The sequence below is a fragment of the Pseudomonas ogarae genome (genome assembly GCF_014268695.2).
Lineage (GTDB): Bacteria > Pseudomonadota > Gammaproteobacteria > Pseudomonadales > Pseudomonadaceae > Aquipseudomonas > Aquipseudomonas kilonensis.
The window spans coordinates 5,416,999-5,441,577 of the sequence record NZ_CP077086.1 but is presented as its reverse complement, the minus strand read 5'-3'; the positions used below and the strand labels follow the sequence as shown (position 1 = coordinate 5,441,577).

Here is a 24,579-nt window from a genome sequence, read left to right as displayed (position 1 = left end):
ATCGCGAGCAAGCTCGCTCCCACATTGGTTTGGGGCTGTTTAAAAACTCTGCTCGTCCATTGAGAATTCTGATTCCCATGCCCCCAACCCAACCCACCGGCCAACCCGCCTACGTCCTCCACAGCCGTGCCTACCGCGAAAGCAGCGCCCTGGTGGACTTCCTCACGCCGCAAGGGCGGTTGCGGGCGGTATTGCGTGGGGCGCGGGGCAAGGCCGGGACGTTGGCGCGGCCGTTCGTGCCGCTGGAAGTCGAGTTCCGTGGCCGGGGCGAGTTGAAAAATGTCGGGCGCATGGAAAGCAATGGCGTCGCCGCCTGGCTCAACGGCGAGGCGCTGTTCAGCGGCTTGTACCTCAATGAACTGCTGATCCGCCTGCTGCCCGCCGAAGACCCCCACCCGGCGGTCTTCGACCACTACGCCGCCACCCTGCTGGCCCTGGCCGAAGGCCGGCCGTTGGAGCCGCTGCTGCGCTCCTTCGAATGGCGGCTGCTGGATGACCTGGGCTATGGCTTCGCCCTGAACACCGACCTGCACGGCGAGCCCATCGCCGCCGATGGCTTGTACCGCTTGCAGGTGGATGCCGGCCTGGAGCAGGTCTACCTGTTGCAACCGGGGCTGTTCAACGGGGCCGAGCTGCTGGCCATGGCCGAGGCCGACTGGAGTGCGCCGGGCGCCTTGTCGGCGGCCAAGCGGCTGATGCGCCAGGCGCTGGCCGTGCATCTGGGCGGGCGGCCACTGGTCAGTCGCGAGCTGTTTCGCAAGCCCTGATCAACCCGTATGCTGTGGGCCGACTATTCGTCCATTCAGGAGCCTTTTCGTGAGCACCAGCAATCGCATTCTTCTCGGCGTGAACATCGACCATGTCGCCACCCTGCGCCAGGCCCGCGGTACCCGTTACCCGGACCCGGTCAAGGCCGCACTGGACGCGGAAGAGGCGGGCGCCGACGGCATCACCGTGCACCTGCGTGAAGACCGTCGCCATATCCAGGAGCGTGACGTGCTGCTGCTCAAGGATGTGCTGCAAACCCGCATGAACTTCGAAATGGGCGTGACCGAAGAAATGATGGCGTTCGCCGAGCTCATTCGCCCGGCGCACATCTGCCTGGTGCCGGAGACGCGTCAGGAGCTGACCACCGAAGGCGGCCTCGACGTAGCGGGGCAGGAGGCGCGGATCAGCCTGGCGGTGGAACGCCTGTCGAAGATCGGCGCCGAGGTGTCGTTGTTCATTGATGCCGACGAACGGCAGATCGAGGCGTCCAAGCGTGTTGGCGCGCCGGCCATCGAGCTGCACACCGGCCGTTACGCCGATGCCGAGACGCCCACGGATGTGGCCGATGAGCTGCAGCGAGTAGCTGATGGCGTCGCCTTCGGCCTGGCCCAGGGCCTGATCGTCAACGCCGGCCATGGCCTGCACTATCACAACGTCGAAGCCGTCGCGGCCATCAAGGGCATCAACGAGCTGAACATCGGCCACGCGCTGGTGGCCCATGCGTTGTTCGTCGGGTTCAAGTCGGCTGTGTCGGAAATGAAAGCGCTGATCCTGGCTGCCGCCAGATCCTGACCCCATCCCATACAGCTTAATTAAGGCTTGCCTGATCCATTGTGGCGAGGGAGCTTGCTCCCGCTGGGCTGCGAAGCGGCCCCAAGATTTTGCGGTCGCTACGCAACCGAGCGGGAGCAAGCTCCCTCGCCACGGGTTCATCACAGCATCAGAAGTTGTGTACAGCTGTTATAGCTGCGGGGATTCCTGGCTCGGCTTGCTCTTGTCGACACCCGGCACATGCAGGTTGCCCTCGGCCACCTGGTTGCCTTCGAGCTGCGGCTGCGTGACCCAGGTCAGGATGTCGTAGTAGCGACGGATGTTCGCCACGAAATGCACTGGCTCGCCGCCCCGGGCGTAGCCGTAGCGAGTCTTGCTGTACCACTGTTTCTGGGACAGGCGCGGCAGGATCTTCTTCACATCCAGCCACTTGTTCGGGTTCAGCCCTTCCTTGGCCGCCAGTTTGCGGGCGTCGTCCAGGTGACCGCTGCCCACGTTATAGGCGGCGAGGGCGAACCAGGTGCGGTCGGGCTCCTCGATGCTTTCGTCCAACTGCTCCTTCATGTAGGCCAGGTACTTGGCGCCGCCCATGATGCTTTGCTTCGGATCCAGGCGGTTGGATACGCCCATGGCCTGGGCGGTGTTCTGGGTCAGCATCATCAGGCCGCGCACGCCGGTCTTGGAGGTGACCGTCGGTTGCCACAGCGATTCCTGGTAGCCGATCGCGGCCAGCAGGCGCCAGTCGACTTTCTCTTTCTTGGCGTAGGCCTTGAAATGTTGTTCGTATTTGGGCAGTCGTTGCTGCAAGTGTTGGGCGAACGTGGTGGCGCCCATGTAGCCAAGGACGTCAACGTGCCCGTAATAACGGTCTTTGAGGCGCTGCAGGGTGCCGTTCTTCTGCACCTTGTCCAGGTAGCTGTTGATCTCGTTGAGCAGGCTGTTGTCCTCGCCAGGGGCAACCGCCCAACTCTGGCTGCGGGCATCGCCCAGGTCGAACGCTACGCGCACGTTGGGGAAGTACACCTGGTTCATCGCCACTTCGTTGGAATCCACCAGCGTCAGGTCGATCTGCCCCTCATCCACCATGCGCAGCAGGTCGACAACCTCGACTGCGTCGGACTCTTCGTATTCGATGCCTGGATACTGCTGTTTCAGTTGGGCCAGTTGTTCAGCGTGGGTGCTGCCCTTGAGCACCATGATCTTCTTGCCCGCCAGGGCCGCCGCGTCGGTGGGGCGTGATTGGCCGTTGCGGTAGATGATTTGCGGGGTGACTTCCAGGTAGGAGCGGGAAAACCGCACCTGCTTCTTGCGCTGCTCGCTGCTGACAAGGCCAGCCGCCGCGAGTACCGGACCGTTGGGCTTGCCGATCTGATTGAACAGATCGTCGAGGTTGTCGGCGGTCTCGATCTTCAGCTCCACGCCCAAATCGTCGGCGAAGCGCTTCACCAGCTCGTATTCGAAGCCGGTTTCACCATTGCGATCCTGGAAGTAGGTGGCAGGGCTGTTTCGGGTAACCACCCGCAGCACGCCATCCTCCTTTACGCGCTCCAGTGTGTTGGGTTTCTCAACACAACCACCGAGCACCAGGAAGAGTCCGGTTGCGATCAGCCATCTGGCATATCGCGGACGCAAAGCCGTTGGGGAAAACATCTGCGCAGTATACGCAAACGGCCCCTACCGCCATATCTCGACAGCAAAAGGCCAGTCTGCTAGCCATTGCAAAACATGTCCGCAGCACCAGCCGGCCGGGGCGCGCAGGGCTTTGCGTCGCTGAAAAATAACTCTGCGAAAACCTTGGTGCGGGTGTCCAATACCGCCATGTGCGCAAAGACCGACATTCGGCCAGCATCGCGCGTGCCGTTTCGGGTGCCGTTGCCGACGGTTTAGGCTAGAATGCACGGCCTCAAAGCACACCCCTTCCCGAGGCTGTCCCGAAGATGTTGATCCTGCGCGGCGCTCCTGCCCTTTCTGCCTTTCGCCACAGCAAACTCCTTGAGCAACTGAGCCAGAAGGTTCCGGCTGTCAGTGGCTTGTATGCTGAATTCGCTCACTTCGCCGAAGTCACCGGCGGTTTGACCGGCGACGAACAGCAGGTGCTCGCGCGCCTTCTGAAGTACGGTCCCAGTGTTCCTGTCCAGGAGCCGGCCGGTCGCCTGTTCCTGGTACTGCCGCGTTTCGGCACCATTTCGCCGTGGTCGAGCAAGGCCAGCGACATCGCCCGCAACTGCGGCCTGGCGAAAATCCAGCGCCTGGAGCGCGGTATTGCCTTTTATGTCGCCGGTGAGTTCAGCGAGGCCGAGGCCCAACTGATCGCCGAAGGCCTGCATGACCGCATGACCCAGGTCGTCCTGGGCAACCTGGAGCAGGCCGCCGGCCTCTTCAGCCACGCCGAACCCAAGCCACTGACCGCCATCGATGTACTGGGCGGCGGCCGTGCCGCGCTGGAAAAAGCCAACGTCGAGCTGGGCCTGGCCCTGGCCGAAGACGAGATCGATTACCTGGTCAACGCCTTCCAGGGCTTGAAGCGCAACCCCCACGACATCGAACTGATGATGTTCGCCCAGGCCAACTCCGAGCACTGCCGCCACAAGATCTTCAACGCCAGTTGGGACATTGACGGCCAGGACCAGGAAAAAAGCCTGTTCGGCATGATCAAGAACACCTACCAGATGCACAACGAAGGTGTGCTGTCGGCCTATAAGGACAACGCGGCGGTCATCGTCGGCAACGTTGCCGGTCGTTTCTACCCGAACCCTGAGACCCGCCAGTACGGTGCGGTCCAGGAGCCGGTGCACATTCTCATGAAGGTCGAGACCCACAACCACCCGACCGCGATTGCCCCGTTCCCGGGCGCGTCCACCGGTTCCGGTGGCGAGATCCGTGACGAAGGCGCCACCGGGCGCGGCGCCAAGCCCAAGGCCGGCCTGACCGGCTTCACCGTGTCGAACCTGCAGATCCCTGGCTTTGAACAGCCGTGGGAAAAGCCGTATGGCAAGCCTGAGCGCATCGTCACTGCCCTGGACATCATGATCGAAGGTCCCCTGGGGGGCGCGGCGTTCAACAACGAATTCGGCCGTCCGGCCCTGACCGGCTACTTCCGTACCTTCGAACAGTCCATCACCACCCCGCGTGGTGAAGAAGTCCGTGGCTACCACAAGCCGATCATGCTCGCTGGCGGCATGGGCAACATCCGCGCCGAACACGTACAGAAAGGCGAGATCCTGGTCGGCTCCAAGCTGATCGTCCTCGGTGGCCCGGCCATGCTCATCGGCCTGGGTGGCGGTGCCGCTTCCTCCATGGCCACCGGCACCAGCTCGGCGGACCTGGACTTCGCTTCGGTCCAGCGGGAAAACCCGGAAATGGAACGCCGTTGCCAGGAAGTCATCGACCGTTGCTGGCAGTTGGGTGAACACAACCCCATCAGCTTCATTCACGACGTCGGCGCGGGCGGCCTGTCCAACGCCTTCCCGGAGCTGGTCAATGACGGTGGCCGTGGTGGCCGCTTCGAACTGCGCAACATTCCGAACGACGAGCCGGGCATGGCCCCGCACGAAGTCTGGAGCAACGAATCCCAGGAGCGTTACGTCCTGGCGGTCGGTCCGGCCGACTTCGAACGTTTCCAGGCCATTTGCGAGCGCGAGCGCTGCCCGTTCGCCGTGGTGGGCGAGGCTACCGCCGAGCCGCAACTGACCGTGACCGACAGCCATTTCGGCAACAGCCCGGTGGACATGCCGCTGGAAGTGCTGCTGGGCAAGGCCCCGCGCATGCACCGTTCGGCCGTTCGCGAAGCAGAGCTGGGCGACGATTTCGATCCGTCGACACTCGATATCGCCGAGTCCATCGAGCGCGTGCTGCATCACCCGGCCGTGGCGAGCAAAAGTTTCCTGATCACCATCGGCGACCGCACCATCACCGGCCTTGTGGCCCGTGACCAGATGGTCGGTCCGTGGCAGGTACCGGTGGCTGACGTGGCCGTGACCGCTACCAGCTTCGACGTCTACACCGGTGAAGCCATGGCGATGGGCGAGCGCACGCCGCTGGCACTGCTGGACGCTCCGGCGTCGGGCCGCATGGCGATCGGCGAGACCCTGACCAACATCGCGGCTTCGCGTATCGGCAAGATTTCCGACATCAAGCTGTCGGCCAACTGGATGTCCGCCGCCGGACACCCAGGTGAAGATGCGCGCCTGTACGACACCGTCAAGGCTGTCGGCATGGAGCTGTGCCCTGAGCTGGGCATCACCATTCCGGTGGGCAAGGACTCGATGTCCATGGCCACGCGCTGGAACGATGAAGGCGTGGACAAGAGCGTGACCTCGCCGCTGTCGCTGATCGTGACTGGTTTCGCCCCGGTCACCGACATCCGCCAGACCCTGACCCCGCAACTGCGCATGGACAAGGGCACCACCGACCTGATCCTGATCGACCTGGGCCGTGGCCAGAACCGCATGGGCGCCTCGATCCTGGCCCAGGTGCATGGCAAGCTCGGCTCGCAAGCGCCGGACGTCGACGATGCCGAAGACCTGAAAGCGTTTTTTGCTGTGATCCAGGGTCTCAACGCCGACGGTCACCTGCTGGCCTACCACGACCGTTCCGACGGTGGTTTGCTGACCACTGTGGTGGAAATGGCCTTTGCCGGCCATTGCGGCCTGAGCCTGACCCTCGACAGCGTTGCCGAGTCCAAGGCCGAAATCCCGGCCATCCTGTTCAACGAAGAGTTGGGCGCGGTGATCCAGGTTCGCCAGGACGCCACCCCGGACATCCTCGCCCAGTTCAGCGCAGCCGGCCTGGCCGACTGCGTCTCGGTGATCGGCCAGCCGATCAACAACGCCCACATCAACATCACCTTCAACGGCGACACCGTCTTCGAAGGCCAGCGCAGCCTGTTGCAGCGTCAGTGGGCGGAAACCAGCTACCAGATCCAGCGCCTGCGCGACAACGCCGACTGCGCCGAACAGGAATTCGACGCCCTGCTGGAAGAAGACAACCCGGGCTTGAGCGCCAAGCTCAGCTACGACGTCAACCACGACGTGGCCGCGCCTTACATCAAGAAGGGTATTCGCCCACAAGTGGCGGTCCTGCGCGAGCAGGGCGTCAACGGTCAGGTGGAAATGGCGGCGGCATTCGACCGCGCCGGTTTCAACGCGATCGACGTGCACATGAGCGACATCCTCGCTGGTCGTGTCGACCTGAACGACTTCAAGGGCATGGTCGCTTGCGGCGGTTTCTCCTACGGTGACGTGTTGGGTGCCGGTGAAGGCTGGGCCAAGTCGGCGCTGTTCAACAGCCGCGCCCGCGACGCGTTCCAGGGCTTCTTCGAGCGCACCGACAGCTTCACCCTCGGCGTGTGCAACGGTTGCCAGATGATGTCCAACCTGCACGAGCTGATCCCGGGCAGCGAGTTCTGGCCGCACTTCGTGCGTAACCGTTCCGAGCAGTTCGAAGCGCGCGTGGCGATGGTCCAGGTGCAGGAGTCGAACTCGATCTTCCTGCAGGGCATGGCCGGTTCGCGCATGCCGATCGCCATCGCCCACGGCGAAGGCTACGCGGAATTCGAAAGCGAAGAAGCGCTGCTCGAAGCTGACCTGTCCGGTTGCGTGTCGCTGCGTTTTGTCGACAACCACGGCAAGGTCACCGAAACCTACCCGGCCAACCCGAACGGCTCGCCGCGCGGGATCACCGGCCTGACCAGCCGCGACGGCCGCGTCACGATCATGATGCCGCACCCGGAGCGTATGTTCCGCGCGGTGCAGAACTCGTGGCGTTCGGACGACTGGAACGAGGACGCACCTTGGATGCGCATGTTCCGCAACGCGCGCGTCTGGGTGAACTAAGGCGGTGTACAAGCTCTGCTTCTTCGTCCCGGCCAGCCATCTGGACGTGGTCAAAAGCGCCGTATTCGCTGCCGGTGGCGGGCGAATCGGCGACTATGAGCACTGCGCCTGGCAAGTGTTGGGCCTGGGCCAGTTTCGCCCTTTGGACGGCAGCCAGCCGTTCATTGGCGAGGCGGGGCAGGTTGAACAGGTCGAGGAGTGGAAGGTGGAGCTTGTCGTTGCTGATGAGTTGATTCGTGCGGTGGTGGTGGCTTTGAAGCTCAGCCATCCCTATGAGACGCCGGCGTATGAGGTGTGGCGGTTGGAGGATTTTTGATCTTCCTGCGCTTGAATCGCTTGAATCGCTAAATGAAAAACCCGCTGATTGGATCAGCGGGTTTTTTATTGGGTGTGGGTTTTGTGTGTATATCCGTTGTTGTGGTAACGGCTGCTTAGGGTTCCGCCCTGACGGCGGGTCACTTTCGAAAAGCGCGAAAGTAACCAAAGCGCTCATGCCCCACCACTCGGCACCTCGCTTAGGCTCGGTGTGCCCTCACTCCGGCATTGCTCCGTGGGCCCGCCGCGAAGGGCCATCCATGGCCCAGCGCGGCTAACCCGGCATCCATGCCGGGTTGCCCACTGCGCAATGCCTGCGTTCGGCCATCGTGGTTAACGGGGCGCCCGAGATCAACGTCCACCGCGAGGCGGCCTTAGAGCCGACCTGGCTCTTCTGGTCGTACACCCATCAGATATGTGGGAGCAAAGCTTGCTCGCGATGGCGGTGGTTCAGTCACATGGATGTTGGGCTGCAGGCCTCATCGCGAGCAGGCTCGCTCCCACAAAGGAACTCCGGGTGCACACGAATATCGTGTCTGCTGAAGATCTAATGTGGGAGCGAGCTTGCGCGCGATGGCGGTGGTTCAGTCACATGGATGTTGGGCTGCAGGCCTCATCGCGAGCAAGCTCTCTCCCACAAGGAACTCCGGGTGCACACGAATATTGTGTCTGCTGAAGATCCAATGTGGGAGCGAGCCTGCTCGCGATGGCGGTGGTTCAGTCACATGGATGTTGGTCTGCAAGCCTCATCGCGAGCAGGCTCGCTCCCACAGGAGAAACGCGGTCCCACCAAGAACCAGGTCGGCTACCAGGCCGCCTCGCGGTGGATGTTGATCTCGGCGCCCCGTTAACCACGATGGCCGAACGCAGGCATTGTGGAGTGGGCATCCCGGCATGGATGCCGGGATAGCCGCGCTGGGCCATGGATGGCCCTTCGCGGCGGGCCCACGGAACAATGCCGGAGTGAGGGCATGCCGAGCCTAGGCGAGGCACCGAGTGGTGGGGCAGAGCGTTTTTGGTTACTTTTGGCGCTCTTTCCAAAAGTGACCCGCCGTCAGGGCGGAACCCTAAGTGGCCGTTACCGCAGCAACGGATATGTACCCAATTCAATCCAAAAAAAGCCTATCTGAATTTGTGCGAAACATCCCTGATCAGATGGCTGGTCTGTCAGACGCACCGAAGTTTCCGACATGTTTTTAAGGTTGTCCCTCAGAAACGGGGGCTCTAGTTTTCGGGGCCTACATCTCCAAACGCAGGGATCGCTCACTGCTCTTTGGCAAGGCCAAGTGGCAGATCCCAGTTTCAAGGAGCAACATCAGCCTCTGAGGTTCAAACATGGAAATGCCGGATACGATCGCCCCCCGCCTCAATACAAGTACCGCGCTGGGACAGGCTTTGGTTTCAATGTTCAAGTCCGTCGAAGCGGAGCTGACTTCTGAGAATGCAGTGCCTGGGGTGGTCAAAGTCATCGTTTTTGGTGGGTGTGCAGTGCACCTTTATACAAACCATCGTGTCTCCACGGACGTTGACGCCGAAATTTATGAGGCTAGCCTTCCAGAAGGCTTTCATCTTCGAACGTTACTTGCGGAAGTGCCTGAGCAATTTGTCGACGAAAAGTCCGGCCGATTGATGGAGCTCAACTACGACCTCCAATACAACACTAGCTTTGGTCCGATTCACGAGGACTATTGGGCTCGAAGCCTCCCTCTTGAAGAGTTCCCGGTAGAGTCTCCTCTACACGTTCACGTTGCTGCCCCTGTAGATATTGCGATTTCAAAGTTGGGCAGAGCAACGGATCAGGATATTGGCGACATCATGGCGCTCCTAAGGGCCGGCTTCATATTGACCACTGAGCTGCGTCGACTGGCATTGCAGGCAATTGATGTATATGTTGGCAACAAAGAGCCTCCAATTTCTGTTCTTACTCAAATTTTGCAAGATTATTTGGAGAATACAGATGGCGAAGCCTGCTAACGGCCACGTCCTCTCAGCCGCTCTGGACACATTGGTCAAAAGCCCGTTGGATCACGCAGATGATGCCGCACTCGTGAGCGCGGCCAAGGCTGTCTGGTATTCCAACTCGGACTTGATAAGCGCAGCTCAAGCTTTTCTGAGTCAGCACACTGATGAGATCGAGCTGCGTCGTGCAGGCTATCTGCTCGAACGACTCACCCGATTTTCGTGTGTCACGGACAGTCGTGCATTGGAAGTCTTCAAAGCCCTCGAGCTATTTTTACGCTCGACACCCAAGCAAGCCATAACCTCACAAACCGCTGTTGCGCTTCGCAGACGCCGTGATGAACTCGCTCTCTCTTGGGGATTGAATGAAGGTCTTGGCTTGAAGGTGCAAACCCTCTTGCCTTTCCAGACCCGGCATTATGAGGCTGAGCAGCGCGCGGCGTTTGTGTAAGCCCAAACGCCATCCTCGAAAACCGGCTTCGGCCGGTTTTTTGTTGTGTGAATGATCACCGCTTGGTCTGTCAGACGCACCGAAGTTTCCGACATGTTTTTAAGGTTGTCCCTCGGAAGGTAGGGCTCTAGCCTCTGGGTGTCGCTGCCAACTCAGCGACCGGGTTTGACCGTCCGAAAAAAATCAAAGGGCAACAAGCCCGGACGTTTTGTCCTGGGCTCCATTAATTTAAAGGAGCTTCAATTGAAAAATAATTCTGACATGCCAAAACCCGCCTCCACCTTCCCCTACGGCGACTACGCCCCCGAAAAGCTGAAAGAAGCCGCCGACCGCGCGATGGACCATTACCTCAAGCCCGACAACAGCGAACCAGAACCCCAACCCTCGGTGCAGTTGTTCAGCGTATCGGACAACGTTGACACCGAAACCTTGCTGGCCAACCTCAGCGAAACCCTGGCCTCGGCCAATGCGGTGCTTAGCGACCTCCTGTTTGACTTGGACGGTTCGCGGCGGCATGTGGCGTTGGGCGTGGCGCAGATGATCGAGCTGGGAACGCTGTTGGCAAACAAGGCCTTGGACCGGGTAGAGCTTCGGACTTGATGCCATAAGTGCCGGCCTCATCACGAGCAAGCTCGCTCCCACAGTGGTTTCGTGTCGTTGACAAATATGCCAATCGACACCAAACCCTGTGGCGAGGGAATGGGGCTACGGCCGAATCTCGATCATCGTCCCGTCCGGCACCAGGTTCCACACCTCGCGCATGTCCACATTGCGCATGGCGATGCAGCCATCGGTCCAGTCCAGCGTATGGAACAACTGCTCAGGGTTCTCTTCCGAATCCGGCGTGCCGTGGATCATGATCATGCCCCCCGGCTCAACGCCTTCGCGGCGGGCGCGGGCGGCGTCGCTGATGTTGGGGTAGGAAATGTGCATCGACAGATAGAACCGGTCGCTGGTCTTGCGCCAATCCAGCCAATAGAAACCTTCGGGGGTGCGCTTGTCGCCCTCGATCAGCTTGGGACCTTTCTTGGCGCCCTTGCCCAGGGAGATGCGATAGGTCTTGAGCGGCTTGCCGTCGTTGATCAATTGCAATTGATGGGCGGACTTGAGCACCAGCACTTTTTCGATGACCTTGCCGTTGTAGGTTCCCACCGCAGCGGCCTGAGACATCGCAGTGAACGACAAGCAGAACAGGACAAGCAACCAGCGCATTGAAACGATATCCCTAGAGGTGTTGTGGCTATATTGGTTTTTTAAGTATTGGCAGGCTGAGCCAGCGGTGGAATCGATTCGGATCGCACCGGGTAATCCTCGGCGCGGCGGTCGGCATAGAAATATTCCAGGGTGCGGCCCACCGTACGAAAAGCCAGTTCGTCCCAGGGAATGTCCGCTTCTTCGAACAATTTCACTTCCAGGCTCTCGGGCCCTGCGGCGAAATCCTCATCCATCAGCTCGGCGCGGAAGAATACATGTACCTGGCTGATATGCGGTACGTCAATCAGCGTATAGATGCTCAAGTTTCGCACCCGGGCGCAGGCTTCTTCGGCGGTTTCGCGCACGGCGGCCTGTTCGATGGTTTCGCCGTTTTCCATGAAGCCTGCTGGCAGCGTCCAGTAACCGCGCCGCGGCTCGATGGCGCGCCGGCACAACAGGACTTTACTGCCCCAGGTCGGTACGCAGCCGGCCACGATGTTGGGGTTCTGGTAATGGATGGTATGGCAGGTGTCGCAAACGAAGCGCAGGCGCGAGTCGCCTTCGGGTATGCGCTGGGTCACCGGGTTACCGCACTGGCTGCAGAATTTCATGCTTGGGTTCCTGAATGCTGCGCCTATCTTGGCGTGCGTAGGCCGGTGCGGCAAGTTGTCGTTTCGCGACACGACGTGGTGCGGGGGTTGGGCCGCTTGAACGATTGGTGCATGATGCAAGGTAGCGAACAAATCGAGAAGTCTCATGCTGGACGAGCTACTGCATCGAGTAAGCAACCATACCCCGCACGATCTGCAGGCTGACCGACGTTTCCCTGAAGCCGCGGTGCTGGTGCCGATTACCCGCAGTGATGAACCGGAGCTGGTACTGACCCTGCGCGCCAGCGGGCTGTCGACCCATGGCGGCGAAGTGGCGTTCCCCGGCGGGCGCCGCGACCCGGAAGACCCGGACCTGATTTTCACCGCCTTGCGCGAAGCCGAGGAAGAAATCGGCCTGCCGCCCGGCCTGGTGGAAGTGATCGGCCCTCTCAGCCCGTTGATCTCGCTGCACGGTATCAAGGTCACGCCGTATGTCGGCGTGATTCCGGACTACGTCGAATACCTGGCCAACGATGCCGAGATCGCGGCGGTGTTCAGCGTGCCGCTGGAGTTTTTCCGCATGGATCCGCGCGAACACACGCACCGTATCGATTACCAGGGCCGCAGTTGGTACGTGCCCAGCTATCGGTTTGGTGAATACAAGATCTGGGGCCTGACGGCGATCATGATCGTCGAATTGGTCAACCTGCTGTACGACGCCGACATCGACCTGCACACGCCACCCAAAAGCTACATCAATACCTGATGCCCCGAGGATCTTCATGAAATACCGCCTGGGCGATGCCCGTGTCGAAACCCACCCACAGAGCTGGGTCGCGCCCAACGCCACGCTGGTGGGCAAGGTCCGCCTCGAAGAGGGCGCCAATGTCTGGTTCAACGCCGTATTGCGCGGCGACAACGAACTGATCCTGATCGGCAAGAACAGCAACGTGCAGGACGGCACGGTGATGCACACCGACATGGGCTATCCGCTGACCATCGGCACCGGCGTGACCATCGGCCACAATGCCATGCTCCATGGTTGTACGGTGGGCGACTACAGCCTCATCGGCATCAACGCAGTGATTCTCAACGGTGCGAAGATCGGCAAGAACTGCATCATCGGCGCCAACTCGCTGATCGGTGAAGGCAAGGAGATTCCCGACGGCTCGCTGGTGATGGGCTCGCCCGGCAAGGTGGTGCGTGAACTGACCGAGGCCCAGAAGAAAATGCTCGAGGCCAGCGCGGCGCACTATGTGCACAATTCCCAGCGCTACGCCCGCGACCTGGTCGAGCAGGAACAATGAGCGCCCCTGAACGCCCGGTGCCTTCGCCCTGCGTGAACATCTGTGCGCTGGACGATGATGACATCTGCACCGGTTGCCAGCGCACCGTGGCGGAGATCACCCGTTGGAGCCGGATGGACAACGATGAGCGACGCGGGGTTCTGGCTTTGTGTCATGAACGGGCCAAGGCCAGTGGGTTGGTGTGGATGTTGCCGGCAAGGCGGTGATCTCCACCTGTGAACACAAACCTCCTGTGGGACACCTATCTGTGGGAACAAAGCTTGCTCGCGATGCAGGCGCCGTGGTCTTCAGGTAAACCGCGTGATCTTCATCGCGGGCAAGCCTTGCTCCCACAGGTTTGGCTCACACAGCTATGTGCTCTGCAGGCCTCTATTTCAACGATGCCCACCGATCCACCCCCACCACCCCCAGCGCAATCGCGATAAACCCCAGCAATATCCCCCCGGCATTGATGAACACCTGTGGATAACCCAGGCTCGCTACGTCGATGAAAGGGTAGGGGTAGGCCGCCAATAATTCCCCGCGCAGCAGGACATAGGCGAAATACACCAAGGGGTAGATCACCCAAAGTCCGATGTGGCCCAGGCGCAAGCCGCCTTTGGGCACGTAGAGCCACCAATAGGCGATGTACAGCAAGGGCACCACGTCGTGCAGCAACTCGTCGGCCACGAACTGCCAGCCTTCGGGCTGCCAGAGGTGGCGCAGCAGCAGGGTGTAGGCCAGGCCGACCAGGGCGATGCTCACGGCGACGCCGCTGCGCACGCTAGGTAGCAGGAACCAGCGTCGGGCCGGAGATTGGCGGTGGGTCAATTCCCAGGTCAGGACGACCGCCACCAACAGGTTGGTCAGTACCGTGAAGAAACTGAAGAAACTCACCAGCCCGCCCAGCAGGCTCGCGTCCAGTTTCCAGCGACCCAGTAGGATCAGATACAGCTGGATGCTCAATCCCACCCAGCCCAGCAGTGCCGTCACCGATACGAAGCGCTGACGACCCTTATCAATCCCCATGACTCAGACCGGCCGTTTAGTGCGCATCAACTTGATGTACAGGCGCTCGACTTTTTCCCGCGCCCAGGGCGTCTTGCGCAGGAAGGTCAGGCTCGACTTGATGCTCGGGTCGCTCTTGAAGCAACGGATATCGATGTGTTCTGCCAGGCCCGACCATTCGTAGTGCTGCACGAGGGCGTTGAGGATCTGCTCCAGCGTCACGCCGTGCAGCGGGTTGTTGTTGGGTTCGGTCATGGGAGGCCTTCGCGCTAAAGGTGTAAAGCCGCGCACCTTAGCCGAGGTGCCCCTTTGGTGGAAGCATAGCCTTCATCGTGGTCGCCAGCGCCAGGCGCACTGTTACCGAATCCGAGATGATTCATGTCAGCAAAAGCTCTTTCTCTATTGAGAGCAGGACATTATCCTTGCGCCGCCTGCTGAAACGCTTCTTCTGTTGTGCCGAAGCCTCTGCGTCCAGCTTATTCCCATTAAACGATCTGATGAATGCCCAATGTCCTGACCCTGAAAGACAGCGCTGTCTCGTTGACTTCCTGTGGGAGCGAGCTTGCTCGCGATAGCCATTGCACATTCAACATCGAAGCCAACTGACACGCCGCCATCGCGAGCAAGCTCGCTCCCACAAGCGATCGCGGCAACCGAATTTGCCTTTTTTCAACTGAACCATGCCCCCGCAAGATCGTCATCTACAGTGACTACTTGCGCGGGACTCCTTAAAACGTCACGGAGAAACACACTATGAGCACTGAGGGTGCTTTGAGTCGAAGCCGTCTGCTACCGAGTCTGCTTGGCATTCTGCTTCTATTGATGGGCCTGGCCCTGCTGGCCGGCGGAGTCAAGCTGAGCACGCTTGGCGGCTCGCTGTATTACCTGCTGGCCGGTATCGGCCTGGCGCTGACCGGCGTATTGCTGATCATGGCCCGTCGCGCGGCCCTGGGCCTGTACGCGCTGGTGCTGTTCGCCAGTACCGTGTGGGCGTTGTGGGAAGTGGGCCTGGATTGGTGGCAATTGGTGCCGCGCCTGGCGATGCTGTTTGCCTTGGGCATCGTCATGCTGCTGCCGTGGTTCCGTCGCCCGCTGTTGACCGCCGATGCCTCGTCCATGGGTACCCGCGCATTGGGCGCCGCCGTGGTCATCGCCGGTGTTGCCGCGCTCGCCAGCCAGTTCACCAACCCGGGTGAGATCAAGGGCCAACTGGACCGCGACAGCGTGCCGGGCATGACCAACACCGCACCGGCCATGCCGGACGGCGATTGGAACTCCTACGGACGCAGTGCCCATGGCGACCGCTATTCGCCGCTGGCACAGATCACCCCCGAGAACGTCAGCAAACTGGTGCCGGCCTGGACCTATCGCACCGGCGACCTGCCAGGGCCGAACGACCCGGGTGAAACCACGGCCGAAAATACCCCGCTGAAGGCCAACGGCATGCTCTACGTGTGCACGCCTCACAGCCAGGTGATTGCCCTGGAGCCTGAAACCGGCAAGGAAATCTGGCGTTTCGATCCGAAGCTTTCCACGCAAAAAGCGGAAAACTTCAAGGGTTGGGCCCACATGACCTGCCGTGGCGTGACCTATCACGATGACGCCGCGTACGCCTCTGCCGAGCAGAGCCCGACCGGCACTGCCAGCACCACCCCAGCGAGCAGCGTATGCCCGCGACGGATCTTCCTGCCGACCGCCGACACCCGTCTGATCGCCCTTAACGCCGACACCGGCAAGATGTGCGAAGACTTCGGCGACAAGGGCCAGGTCGACCTGACCGCCAACATCGGCGGTTTCACCGCCGGCGGTTACTACTCCACGTCGCCACCGGCGGTCACCCAGAACCTGGTGGTGATCGGCGGCCACGTCACCGATAACGTCTCCACCGACGAGCCAAGCGGCGTCATCCGTGCCTACGACGTGCACACCGGCCAGCTTGTGTGGAACTGGGACAGTGGCAACCCGGACGACACCACGCCGATTGCCGAGGGCAAGACCTACACCCGCAACTCCCCGAACATGTGGTCCATGTTCAGCGTCGATGAAAAACTCGGCATGCTCTACCTGCCGATGGGCAACCAGACCCCTGACCAGTTCGGCGGATTCCGCACACCGGAATCGGAGAAATACGCCGCTGGCCTGACCGCCCTGGACATCGCCACCGGCAAGGTGCGCTGGTACTTCCAGTTCACTCATCACGACCTGTGGGACATGGACGTCGGCGGTCAACCGACCCTGATGGACCTGAAGACCGCCGATGGCGTGAAACCCGCTGTATTGGCGTCGACCAAGCAGGGCAGCATCTACGTGCTGGACCGCAGCAATGGCCAGCCGATCGTGCCGATCAAGGAAATCCCGGTGCCGCAAGGCGCGGTGGAAGGCGACCACACCTCGCCGACCCAACCGATGTCCGACCTGAACTTCGTGCCGCCGGTCCTCAAGGAAAGCGACATGTGGGGCGTGACTCCGTTCGACCAGATGCTCTGCCGGATCGACTTCAAGTCGCTGCGCTATGACGGCATGTTCACGCCGCCGTCTCTGCAAGGCTCGATCGTCTACCCAGGCAACTTCGGCGTGTTTGACTGGGGTGGCATATCGGTGGACCCGGTGCGCCAGATCGCCTTCGTCAACCCGAGCTACATGGCGTTCAAGTCGAAGCTGGTGCCGGCCGCCGAAGTGGCGGGTGGCCCGGGGCGCAAGAGCGAAACCGAAGGCGTGCAGCCGAACAAAGGCGCGCCCTATGGTGTGATCCTCGAAGCGCTGCTCTCGCCAATGGGCCTGCCTTGCCAGGCGCCTGCGTGGGGTTATGTCGCGGCCGTGGACCTGACCACCAACAAGACCCTGTGGAAGCACAAGAACGGCACCGTACGCGACAGCTCGCCGGTACCGATCCCGCTGAGCATGGGCGTCCCGAGCCTGGGTGGCCCCTTCATCACCGCCAGCGGCCTGGCGTTCCTGAGCGGCACCCTCGACCAGTACTTGCGTGCCTATGACGTGAAGAACGGCAAGCAACTGTGGGAAGGTCGCCTGCCCGCCGGCGCCCAGACCACGCCGATGACCTACACCGGCAAGGACGGCAAGCAATACGTGCTGGTTGTTGCCGGCGGCCACGGTTCCCTGGGCACCAAGCAGGGCGACTATGTGATCGCCTACAAACTGCCGGATTAAGCCCAACCGGCGCTCATGAAAAAGGCGACACCCTTGCGGGTGTCGCCTTTTTTTGTAGCGCTGAGTCTCTGTGAACGCAGGCCTTTGAGCTTTTGAGCTTTTGTGGCGAGGGAGCTTGCTCCCGCTGGGCTGCGAAGCGGCCCCCTGCTTTGCCAGCCATCACACCGCAGGGGATGCTGACGCATCCAGCGGGAGCAAGCTCCCTCGCCACAGGGGACTGTGTTCAGCCTTGGACTTTTACAACTCGATCTTGACGGCCTGCGAAGCGCGGGTCGCCTTGGCGCGGGCGGCTTCGATGGACTCATCGCGGGCCAGGGCCACGCCCAGGCGGCGCTGGCCATTGACCTCCGGTTTGCCGAACAGGCGCAGGGCGGTGTCCGGTTCGCTCAGGGCCGCGCCCAGGTTGGCGAAAGCGGTCTGGGTCGATTGGCCTTCCACCAGGATCACCGCCGAGGCCGAAGGGCCGAACTGACGGATCAGCGGGATCGGCAGGCCGAGAATGGCGCGGGCATGCAGGGCGAACTGCGACAGGTCCTGGGAGATCAGCGTCACCAGACCGGTGTCGTGTGGGCGCGGCGAGACTTCGCTGAACCACACCTGGTCACCCTTGATGAACAGCTCGACGCCAAACAGGCCGCGACCACCCAGCGCCTCGGTCACTGCCTTGGCGACGCGCTCGGATTCGGCCAGGGCCACCGGGCTCATGGCTTGTGGCTGCCAGGATTCCTGATAGTCGCCCTTTTCCTGACGGTGGCCGACCGGCGCGCAGAAGGTGGTGCCGCCGACGTGACGCACGGTGAGCAGGGTGATTTCGTAGTCGAAATCGATGAAACCTTCGATGATCACCCGGCCCTTGCCTGCACGGCCGCCTTCCTGGGCGTAGTCCCAGGCTTTTTGCACGTCATCGGTACCGCGCAGCAGGCTCTGGCCCTTGCCCGAGGAACTCATCACCGGCTTGACCACGCACGGGAAACCCAGGGTTTCCACGGCCTTGCGGTAGTCTTCCACGGTGTCGGCGAAGAAGTACGGCGAGGTCGGCAGGCCCAGTTCTTCGGCGGCCAGGCGACGGATACCTTCACGGTTCATGGTCAGTTGCGCGGCACGGGCGGTGGGGATCACGGTGAAGCCTTCGGCTTCCAGTTCCACCAGGGTGGCGGTGGCGATGGCTTCGATTTCCGGCACGATGAAATGCGGCTTCTCGGCCTCGATGACCGCACGCAGGGCAGCACCGTCGAGCATATTGATCACATGGCTGCGGTGGGCCACTTGCATGGCCGGCGCGTTGGCGTAGCGGTCCACGGCAATCACCTCGACGCCCAGGCGCTGCAGTTCGATTACCACTTCCTTGCCCAGCTCACCGCTGCCACACAACAAAACGCGGGTCGCGGTGGGCGACAATGGGGTTCCGATACGGGTCATCTGAAGGTCCTCAAACAGGAGCGGATCATCGCGGGTTGCGCGCCGGGCGAGCTTCCCATGGGAGAAAGCGCGGCATTTTACATGAACCGCCCGGCGATGGCCTGTTTACGTAAACGCCAGGCCATGATCAGCCAGACGGCGGTGACCCCGGCGAATTTCGAGAGCAGGGCGGTGATCACCACGGCAGGCGTCAGGGCGTCGATCAAGCCGAAGAAGATGAACGTGTCCAGGGGAATGCTCAGGGCCGAACTGATCCACAACCGGTCATGGAGCGGGCGCTTGGTGATGGTGAACACCAGCCAGTCGATGCACTCGGACACGGCGAACGCCGTGGCGCTCGCCAGGGCGATGGTCGGGTCGGAGGTGACATAGGACAACACCAGCGCCACCAGCATCGCCGCGATGGCGCCGTGGCCGAAACGGGTCTGCACCATGTCCCGCAGGATAAACACCAGGCCGCCCCAGGCCGACCAGATGATGTCCAGGTGCGGCGCGGCGGAAAACGCGAAATTGATCAGCACGACGCTGCTGATGTAGGCGAGCAGGAAAAGCATGGGGCGGGGTACCTGGTGGGGATGGAATGTCGGTGAAACCCTCAAGGGCAACGAAGCCCCTTGTGGCGAGGGAGCTTGCTCCCGCTGGGCTGCGAAGCAGACCCAAAACCTGACAACTCGGTGGATCAGATAGATCGAGGTGACTGTTTTTTGGGGGGCTGCTGCGCAGCCCAGCGGGAGCAAGCTCCCTCGCCACAAAGGCTGTGCTCAGTCAGTGGGTGAAGGGTACTTCAGCCGTCGTCAGTCCCTCAATCTTCCTCACTGCCATCCAGTTTCCAATACCCCACCGCCTTCACAAAATCCTGGTCCAACCCTTTCTCCTCCAGCAACACCTTGCGAATCTGCCGCGACACCTTGCTTTCGGTCGCGACCCAGGCGTACAGCTTGCCGCCGGGTATTTCCAGCTGTTGCACGGTGCGCAGCAGGTTGTCCTGACGGCCTTCGCGCAGCACCCAGATCACGTGTACCTGTGCCGGGCTCTGGAGAATCTGCTGTTCGGCGCCGTTTTCCACTTCCACCACCACCAGGGCTCGCCGGTTGGGCGCCAGGCCTTCGAGGCGGCGGGCGATGGCGGGCAGGGCGGTTTCATCGCCGATCAGCAGGTAGCTGTCGAAGATGTCCGGCACGATCATCGAGCCCCGGGGCCCGGCAATGTTGAGGTATTGCCCTGGCGCCGCCTGGGCCGCCCAGGTAGATGCCGGGCCGTCGCCGTGAAGCACGAAATCGATGTCCATCTCCAGGGTGTCCAGGTCATAGCGGCGCGGGGTGTAGTCGCGCATCTCGGGCATCGGCCCCTGAGCCTTGCCGGCGCTGGGGTTGAAATTTTCCAGGGCGGCATGTTCCTCGGCGTTCTGCGGGAACAGCAGCTTCACGTGATCGTCCGTGCCCAGGCTGACGAACCCGGCCAGTTCCGGCCCGCCGACGGTGATGCGGCGCATGCGAGGGGTCAGGTCTTCTACCCGCAACACTTGCAGGCGACGGCGTTTGATCTCGTGGGTGACGCGGTGAATGGTATTTGGATCGACTTCGGTCATTGGTTTGACTCCGAGACAGTTGGACGGTCGGGGCCGTCGATGATGGCTTGGGCGGTGTCGTTGAGCAGGTCGCGCACCCGCCGGATTTCTTCCGGGCTCCAGTGGCCAGGGTGCTTTTGCAGCGCATGCCGCAGGTTATACACCGCTTCATGGATTTCCGGGGGCCGATCATGGCCGCGCAACGTGCGCTTGCTGATTTCAATGCGCGCGCGCACCTCATCCAGCGCCTCGGCCTGGTCCTCAAGTGATAGACGTCCGGCATCGGTCACGCTGTAGCTTTTTTTTCCGTCTTCGACGCCGCAGGTGACCAGTGCACTCATTTCCAGGAAGGACAGGGTCGGGTAGATCACGCCGGGGCTGGGGCTGTAGGCGCCGTCGAACATGTGCTCGATCCGGCGGATCAGGTCGTAACCGTGGCAAGGCTGTTCGGCAATCAGCGCCAGTGACAGCAACTTCAGGTCACCGGCGGCAAAGACCCGTGGGCCTCGGCTATTACGTTCACGGCTTGCCGGCTGTCGTTCGAAGCCGTCGTGTTCGCGTTTGGGATGGGAATAAGGGCCTGCCATATGCGGTTCTCCGTTCTGCATAGGATCGGGCTGAGATATAACTTTTGCCATGCGATATATCTTTTGGATTAGATGTATCTTGGAACTAAGATATATCTAACTCTGTCACCCGTTACTTGTGTGGAACAAGACCTTACCTGAATGTGGCATGGCGGCGGATGATGAGATTTTGCAGCGGTTTTTCTTGACTTTGACCAATGCCGTAGCGCCTCTGGGCGTGTGGGTAGTTTCTGACATCCAAACTTGAGTTTTATCAGAAGAGGGGTGCTTTTTCGCGCATTCGTGTACCGGATTTACTACACGCTTGTGGGAATCTGCCTGCTTTTTTTTAGTTGCAAAGAGCCGATCATGCCCCGGCGTTGAAGGAGCAGATCAAGTTGTTATTGAACTGCAACTTCAACCTTTCTCTTTATGCCAAGAACAGGTGTTAACAACATGCTCAAACAATTCGTAACCGCTGCTTCCCTGACTGCCGCTGCCTTGGGCGCTGCGCCAGTATTCGCGCTCGATGATGCACGCTCCGCTATCCACATCACCGCGAACATTCCGACCCAGCAGTTCCACGTGCAGCCACGTGACCCGAACTTCGGTAAGGATGAAATCATGAGCTACAACACGGTCAGCGGCACCTTGACTTCGCTGCGCCAGACCTTCGACGTGAAGAACACCGAGGGTTCGGTCCATGCCTATATCGAAGGTGGCCCGGCGTCGCTGTACAACGGCAGCGATTCCATCGCCCTGACCACCAAGTTCAATGGTGTCACCCTGAGTGCCATCGCTCAGGAAGTGGTCGATGATGCGACGTCCACGCCAGGCACCCAGGCTGACATGACCATCGCCGCGGCCACACCCCTGGCTACCCAGAACGGTCTGTACACCGCCGACATGACCGTGATCTTCGACGCCGTGCCGCGCCCGTGATACCGCTCGATGCCCGGTGAGCTCCAACTCATTCCACGGGCATCGCCGCAGGCCGTCCGGCGCTCCCCAGCCGGGCGGCCAGCACCTGAAACGCCCTGATCGCTCGCAGATTATGAGAATCCGTTGATGTTTCCGATGACACCCATCGCGGGTGCGCTCGCGCTATTGTTGTGCGCGAATGCATTGGCCGCGCCGACTGCCCCCGGTACCACGCCGAGAAGCCTGTTGTCCCAGGCCAAGGGCCTGCCGGCGGAATTTGAATCGCACTTCTTCGATGTGCCTCTGGCGGTTCGTATTGAACTCAATCAACAGTACCTCGGCGAAGCCATGGTGGTCTTGTCGCGGGATGATCGTATCACCCTGATCGAATTCACCGACACGCAGGACAGCACCATAAAAGCTGTCGAACGCGAGCAATGGACGCAGCATCTCAAGCAGGGACAAGTACTGGGCGCCTGTGAAGGCAGCTGTCCGTCCGGGCTGCTGGCCGTGCACTACAGCCTTGAAAATTCATTGGTGTCGATCCTGACCCGGGACGTGGAGCGCACCACCGAAACCAAGCGTTATTACGATCAACCGGAAGGCGGCAGCCTCGGCCTGATCTTCAACAACCAACTGAATATCAACGGTGGCCAGGAGCAGGACACCGGTGGGCGTTATGGCCTCAACGCCAGTTCCAGCGTGGGCAACTGGAGCCAGTCGCTGGACCTTCAGCTCTCACGTCTTGGCGGGCCGGACGACAAGCTGTACCACGCCGTCCATGAGCTCTACACCCAACGGGAGATGGAAGGGACTTTTTTTCGCCTGGGTTATTTCACGCCCAGCTCCGACGGCCTGAATCGGCAGATCCGTTCGTTCGGCGCCAACCCGGACACCGCGTTGGGGGTGATGTACGGCAGCTCCGACAGCCTGGCGATCGAAAATCCCAAGCCCAGCGTCTACCCCATTTATGTCACCGCCAGCCGCCAGGCGTCGGTGGAGATTTACCGCAGTGGTCTGCTGATCAACACCCAGGCGGTTGCCGCCGGCCTGCAGAGCCTGGACACCCGGCCCTTGCCCGGCGGCATCTATGAAGTGGAAGTGCGGCTGATCGAGGACGGGCAAACCACCGCCACCAGCCAGGAGTTGGTCTACAAACCCAACAATTGGAGCAACGTCGAAGATCGCTGGCGCTACAACCTGTTCGCCGGGCGTGAGACCAGGCTTTGGAGCAACTGGGAAGACCAGCCCTCGGGTTTCACGACGGCGGGCGTCGGCCTCAACTACCTGCTGCATCCGCGGGTGATCCTGGGCGCTTCCACACGCCAGGTGCAGGACAAGTTGCAAGTGGGCACCTCGGTGGACTGGACGCTGGCGAGCAATACCAGCCTGTTCGCCAACGTTTATCAAACCCAGCAGTACGGCACCGGCATGGACTTGCAAGGCCTATATAGCTATGGCCATGGCAGCGTGGTGGCCAGCCACAACCGCAGTTGGCTGGACACCCGCAACACCTACGAAACCCTGGCGGATGGCACCCGTATCCGCCAGCGCAACGTGTTCGTCGGCCATACCAGCAACTCGTCGCTGTCGGTCAATCATCGCTTGAGCAACAAGACCTCCGTCAACGGACGGCTGGCCTACAGCGAAGGCAATGTCCAGGGCACCGGCCTGGACCTGGGCTGGACCCAGCGCGGCAAGCTGCGCGGCAGCGATGCCAACTGGCGGCTGTCGGTGTTCGACCGCCCCGGCACCTCGAGTACCGCCGACCGCCGCAATCGCGGGGTCGACCTGAGCGTCAGCGTCGCCCTGGGCGGGCCGGGCGAGTACTGGTCGGGCAGCATCGGCACCCGCACCTCGCGAGACGGCGATCGGGACCACAATGGCTCGCTGACCTATCGCCGCAACCTGGAAGATCATGTACTGCAAAGCGTCTCCGCCACGGCGCTGGCCGACACCTATGGCGTGGGCCTGTCCGGCATCGCCAGTTTCATGACCGACTCGCTCTACGGCGACGGTTTCGTCCAGCGCTCGTCCTATAACGACAACCTTACCGGCGGCCTGAACCTGAGCAGCACCGTGGCCGTGGGCGGCCAGAAAGCCGCTTTCACCGGCGTGCCCCAGGGGCGCGGCGCCGGCATGATCGTCGACGTGGAAACCGATCTGGACAATGTCGTCCTGCGCGCGGATGACTTGACCGGCGGCAGCACCGCGTTGCGTCCGGGCCGTAACTTCGTCCCCATCACCGCCTACAAAAACAGCATGGTGACCTTCGACTTCGACGGCGTGCATCCGCCAGCGGCGAGCATCGAGCCTTCACGCACCCGTTATCACCTGAACAAGGGTGGGGTGGACTACCGCAAGATCCACGTGATGAAAACCGTGACGGTGCTCGGGCGCCTGCTGGACGACCAGGGCCAGCCGCTTCGTGGCCACCACGTGATCAACCACGCCAGCCGCGGCGTCAGCGAGGCGGACGGGTTTTTCTCCATGGAAATGAACGCCGGCTCGCCCACCCTGGAAGTGCGCTACGGCAATGAGTTGTTCTGCCGGTTCCGCCTCGACCCGGACAACGCCGGCCGCGAAGGCGATGTGTTGATGATCGGTGATTTGCGCTGTACGCCAGACACGCTGGCCGATACGACGCTGGCCGAGGCTGGTAGTGCGAAGCAGCGCTCATGACGCCGTGGGAGCAAAGCTTGCTCGCGATGAACGATAACGCCATTCACCTGAAGACCCGGGCGCCTGCATCGCGGGCAAGC

General features: G+C 61.4%; 22 protein-coding genes. 13 read left to right on the top strand and 9 right to left on the bottom strand.

Going from position 1 to position 24,579, the window contains the following annotated elements; all coding sequences use genetic code 11:
* The first annotated feature begins 77 nt into the window (after nt 1-77).
* Together recO and pdxJ are read left to right on the top strand one after the other, a co-directional pair.
* Entirely contained in the window at nt 78-767 is a 690-nt protein-coding gene (gene recO / locus HU749_RS23950; RefSeq protein WP_018603364.1) for a DNA repair protein RecO, read from the top strand.
* A 49-nt stretch (nt 768-816) separates the two neighbouring features.
* Complete coding sequence (gene pdxJ, locus HU749_RS23945; RefSeq protein ID WP_046064861.1) at nt 817-1,560, top strand: pyridoxine 5'-phosphate synthase; 744 nt, start codon at nt 817-819, stop codon at nt 1,558-1,560.
* Nucleotides 1,561-1,728: 168 nt separating this feature from the next.
* Here the strand turns inward: pdxJ and mltF are convergent, their stop codons facing one another.
* Nucleotides 1,729-3,189 (bottom strand): membrane-bound lytic murein transglycosylase MltF, encoded by a 1,461-nt coding sequence (gene mltF / locus HU749_RS23940; protein ID WP_082098038.1) that lies wholly within the window; start codon nt 3,187-3,189, stop codon nt 1,729-1,731.
* Between the two features lie 287 nt (nt 3,190-3,476).
* On the opposite strand from mltF, the gene purL reads away from it, so the two are divergent.
* The 5 genes from purL (at nt 3,477) to HU749_RS23915 (ending at nt 10,698) form a co-directional block, all read left to right on the top strand.
* Nucleotides 3,477-7,373 carry a phosphoribosylformylglycinamidine synthase gene (gene purL / locus HU749_RS23935; protein WP_079303833.1) on the top strand — a complete coding sequence of 1,299 codons (3,897 nt, stop codon included), beginning with the start codon at nt 3,477-3,479 and terminating at the stop codon, nt 7,371-7,373.
* 4 nt (nt 7,374-7,377) lie between these two features.
* Nucleotides 7,378-7,689, top strand: a complete 312-nt coding sequence (locus HU749_RS23930; RefSeq protein ID WP_046064858.1) for a YqfO family protein — start codon at nt 7,378-7,380, stop codon at nt 7,687-7,689.
* 1,334 nt (nt 7,690-9,023) lie between these two features.
* Nucleotides 9,024-9,662, top strand: coding sequence for a DUF6036 family nucleotidyltransferase (locus HU749_RS23925; protein WP_027911407.1), 639 nt, complete (start codon nt 9,024-9,026; stop codon nt 9,660-9,662).
* A complete protein-coding gene (locus tag HU749_RS23920) occupies nt 9,646-10,098 on the top strand; it encodes a hypothetical protein (RefSeq protein WP_186652437.1) in 453 nt (150 codons plus the stop codon). Before HU749_RS23925 ends, HU749_RS23920 begins: the two co-directional genes overlap by 17 nt.
* Before the next feature lie 261 nt (nt 10,099-10,359).
* On the top strand, nt 10,360-10,698 hold the full coding sequence (locus tag HU749_RS23915) for a DUF6124 family protein (protein ID WP_186652439.1): 339 nt from the start codon (nt 10,360-10,362) through the stop codon (nt 10,696-10,698).
* A 105-nt stretch (nt 10,699-10,803) separates the two neighbouring features.
* Here HU749_RS23915 and HU749_RS23910 read toward each other — a convergent pair whose 3' ends face one another.
* Nucleotides 10,804-11,310 (bottom strand): L,D-transpeptidase family protein, encoded by a 507-nt coding sequence (locus tag HU749_RS23910; RefSeq protein ID WP_079302045.1) that lies wholly within the window; start codon nt 11,308-11,310, stop codon nt 10,804-10,806.
* A gap of 41 nt (nt 11,311-11,351) precedes the next feature.
* Nucleotides 11,352-11,903: an NUDIX hydrolase gene (locus tag HU749_RS23905; protein WP_014339999.1), complete on the bottom strand. Its 552-nt coding sequence runs from the start codon at nt 11,901-11,903 to the stop codon at nt 11,352-11,354.
* A 145-nt stretch (nt 11,904-12,048) separates the two neighbouring features.
* Between HU749_RS23905 and HU749_RS23900 the strand changes: the two genes are divergently transcribed.
* The 3 genes from HU749_RS23900 to HU749_RS23890 are packed head-to-tail and all read left to right on the top strand — an operon-like array spanning nt 12,049 to nt 13,395.
* Nucleotides 12,049-12,648 (top strand): CoA pyrophosphatase, encoded by a 600-nt coding sequence (locus HU749_RS23900; RefSeq protein WP_186652436.1) that lies wholly within the window; start codon nt 12,049-12,051, stop codon nt 12,646-12,648.
* Nucleotides 12,649-12,664: 16 nt separating this feature from the next.
* Nucleotides 12,665-13,189 (top strand): gamma carbonic anhydrase family protein, encoded by a 525-nt coding sequence (locus HU749_RS23895; protein ID WP_079302047.1) that lies wholly within the window; start codon nt 12,665-12,667, stop codon nt 13,187-13,189.
* On the top strand, nt 13,186-13,395 hold the full coding sequence (locus tag HU749_RS23890; protein WP_024619283.1) for a DUF1289 domain-containing protein: 210 nt from the start codon (nt 13,186-13,188) through the stop codon (nt 13,393-13,395). Before HU749_RS23895 ends, HU749_RS23890 begins: the two co-directional genes overlap by 4 nt.
* 163 nt (nt 13,396-13,558) lie before the next feature.
* Here HU749_RS23890 and HU749_RS23885 read toward each other — a convergent pair whose 3' ends face one another.
* Together HU749_RS23885 and HU749_RS23880 are read right to left on the bottom strand one after the other, a co-directional pair.
* Complete coding sequence (locus tag HU749_RS23885) at nt 13,559-14,197, bottom strand: Pr6Pr family membrane protein (protein WP_186652434.1); 639 nt, start codon at nt 14,195-14,197, stop codon at nt 13,559-13,561.
* 3 nt (nt 14,198-14,200) lie between these two features.
* Nucleotides 14,201-14,431 carry a VF530 family protein gene (locus tag HU749_RS23880; protein ID WP_186652433.1) on the bottom strand — a complete coding sequence of 77 codons (231 nt, stop codon included), beginning with the start codon at nt 14,429-14,431 and terminating at the stop codon, nt 14,201-14,203.
* 498 nt (nt 14,432-14,929) lie between these two features.
* On the opposite strand from HU749_RS23880, the gene HU749_RS23875 reads away from it, so the two are divergent.
* Complete coding sequence (locus HU749_RS23875; RefSeq protein ID WP_079303575.1) at nt 14,930-17,344, top strand: glucose/quinate/shikimate family membrane-bound PQQ-dependent dehydrogenase; 2,415 nt, start codon at nt 14,930-14,932, stop codon at nt 17,342-17,344.
* A gap of 237 nt (nt 17,345-17,581) precedes the next feature.
* On the opposite strand, the gene purT is transcribed toward HU749_RS23875, so the two are convergent.
* The 4 genes from purT to HU749_RS23855 all read right to left on the bottom strand — a co-directional run bounded on the left by purT (nt 17,582) and on the right by HU749_RS23855 (nt 20,917).
* Complete coding sequence (gene purT, locus HU749_RS23870) at nt 17,582-18,763, bottom strand: formate-dependent phosphoribosylglycinamide formyltransferase (protein WP_014339994.1); 1,182 nt, start codon at nt 18,761-18,763, stop codon at nt 17,582-17,584.
* Nucleotides 18,764-18,840: 77 nt separating this feature from the next.
* Nucleotides 18,841-19,317, bottom strand: a complete 477-nt coding sequence (locus tag HU749_RS23865) for a preQ0 transporter (RefSeq protein ID WP_003205220.1) — start codon at nt 19,315-19,317, stop codon at nt 18,841-18,843.
* Between the two features lie 248 nt (nt 19,318-19,565).
* On the bottom strand, nt 19,566-20,351 hold the full coding sequence (locus HU749_RS23860; protein ID WP_186652431.1) for a siderophore-interacting protein: 786 nt from the start codon (nt 20,349-20,351) through the stop codon (nt 19,566-19,568).
* Nucleotides 20,348-20,917: a PadR family transcriptional regulator gene (locus HU749_RS23855; protein WP_079303577.1), complete on the bottom strand. Its 570-nt coding sequence runs from the start codon at nt 20,915-20,917 to the stop codon at nt 20,348-20,350. Before HU749_RS23855 ends, HU749_RS23860 begins: the two co-directional genes overlap by 4 nt.
* Nucleotides 20,918-21,352: 435 nt before the next feature.
* On the opposite strand from HU749_RS23855, the gene HU749_RS23850 reads away from it, so the two are divergent.
* A complete protein-coding gene (locus tag HU749_RS23850; protein WP_079303578.1) occupies nt 21,353-21,838 on the top strand; it encodes a CS1 type fimbrial major subunit in 486 nt (161 codons plus the stop codon).
* 126 nt (nt 21,839-21,964) lie between these two features.
* Nucleotides 21,965-24,499, top strand: coding sequence for a CS1-pili formation C-terminal domain-containing protein (locus tag HU749_RS23845; RefSeq protein ID WP_079303579.1), 2,535 nt, complete (start codon nt 21,965-21,967; stop codon nt 24,497-24,499).
* The last annotated feature ends 80 nt before the right edge of the window (nt 24,500-24,579 follow it).

Coding starts and splice junctions, on each gene's coding strand:
- recO (WP_018603364.1), top strand. CDS start 78: ATGCCCCCAACCCAACCCACCGGCCAACCCGCCTACGTCCTCCACAGC.
- mltF (WP_082098038.1), bottom strand. CDS start 3,189: ATGTTTTCCCCAACGGCTTTGCGTCCGCGATATGCCAGATGGCTGATC.
- purL (WP_079303833.1), top strand. CDS start 3,477: ATGTTGATCCTGCGCGGCGCTCCTGCCCTTTCTGCCTTTCGCCACAGC.
- HU749_RS23925 (WP_027911407.1), top strand. CDS start 9,024: ATGGAAATGCCGGATACGATCGCCCCCCGCCTCAATACAAGTACCGCG.
- HU749_RS23920 (WP_186652437.1), top strand. CDS start 9,646: ATGGCGAAGCCTGCTAACGGCCACGTCCTCTCAGCCGCTCTGGACACA.
- HU749_RS23915 (WP_186652439.1), top strand. CDS start 10,360: ATGCCAAAACCCGCCTCCACCTTCCCCTACGGCGACTACGCCCCCGAA.
- HU749_RS23910 (WP_079302045.1), bottom strand. CDS start 11,310: ATGCGCTGGTTGCTTGTCCTGTTCTGCTTGTCGTTCACTGCGATGTCT.
- HU749_RS23905 (WP_014339999.1), bottom strand. CDS start 11,903: ATGAAATTCTGCAGCCAGTGCGGTAACCCGGTGACCCAGCGCATACCC.
- HU749_RS23900 (WP_186652436.1), top strand. CDS start 12,049: ATGCTGGACGAGCTACTGCATCGAGTAAGCAACCATACCCCGCACGAT.
- HU749_RS23895 (WP_079302047.1), top strand. CDS start 12,665: ATGAAATACCGCCTGGGCGATGCCCGTGTCGAAACCCACCCACAGAGC.
- HU749_RS23890 (WP_024619283.1), top strand. CDS start 13,186: ATGAGCGCCCCTGAACGCCCGGTGCCTTCGCCCTGCGTGAACATCTGT.
- HU749_RS23885 (WP_186652434.1), bottom strand. CDS start 14,197: ATGGGGATTGATAAGGGTCGTCAGCGCTTCGTATCGGTGACGGCACTG.
- HU749_RS23880 (WP_186652433.1), bottom strand. CDS start 14,431: ATGACCGAACCCAACAACAACCCGCTGCACGGCGTGACGCTGGAGCAG.
- HU749_RS23875 (WP_079303575.1), top strand. CDS start 14,930: ATGAGCACTGAGGGTGCTTTGAGTCGAAGCCGTCTGCTACCGAGTCTG.
- purT (WP_014339994.1), bottom strand. CDS start 18,763: ATGACCCGTATCGGAACCCCATTGTCGCCCACCGCGACCCGCGTTTTG.
- HU749_RS23865 (WP_003205220.1), bottom strand. CDS start 19,317: ATGCTTTTCCTGCTCGCCTACATCAGCAGCGTCGTGCTGATCAATTTC.
- HU749_RS23860 (WP_186652431.1), bottom strand. CDS start 20,351: ATGACCGAAGTCGATCCAAATACCATTCACCGCGTCACCCACGAGATC.
- HU749_RS23855 (WP_079303577.1), bottom strand. CDS start 20,917: ATGGCAGGCCCTTATTCCCATCCCAAACGCGAACACGACGGCTTCGAA.
- HU749_RS23850 (WP_079303578.1), top strand. CDS start 21,353: ATGCTCAAACAATTCGTAACCGCTGCTTCCCTGACTGCCGCTGCCTTG.
- HU749_RS23845 (WP_079303579.1), top strand. CDS start 21,965: ATGTTTCCGATGACACCCATCGCGGGTGCGCTCGCGCTATTGTTGTGC.